The organism is Parasulfitobacter algicola (genome assembly GCF_013315265.1).
In the GTDB taxonomy this organism is placed as follows: domain Bacteria; phylum Pseudomonadota; class Alphaproteobacteria; order Rhodobacterales; family Rhodobacteraceae; genus Parasulfitobacter; species Parasulfitobacter algicola.
Genome location: NZ_JABUFE010000070.1, coordinates 1 through 210, shown reverse-complemented (window position 1 = coordinate 210; position 210 = coordinate 1). Strand labels below are relative to the sequence as shown.

At 61.4% G+C, this 210-nt stretch carries 1 pseudogene; it reads left to right on the top strand.

From position 1 onward, the window contains the following. A pseudogene (locus HRQ87_RS20615) lies at nt 1-210 on the top strand (DDE-type integrase/transposase/recombinase); the annotation flags it as partial.

Sequence of the window (210 nt, the reverse complement as noted above, 5' to 3'; positions counted from 1 at the left end):
GATGTCGCGGTTGATCGCTCCACGGTGTATCGTTGGGTGCAGAAATTTGGCCCGGAACTGACCAAGCGTACGGAAAACCATCTCCGGCGGGCCAGCGTCGATTGGCACGTGGACGAGACCTACATCCGCGTCTGAGGGAAGTGGCGCTACCTCTGGCGCGCAGTCGATGCGAATGGGCAGATGATCGATTTCCGCCTAACCGCCCGGCGC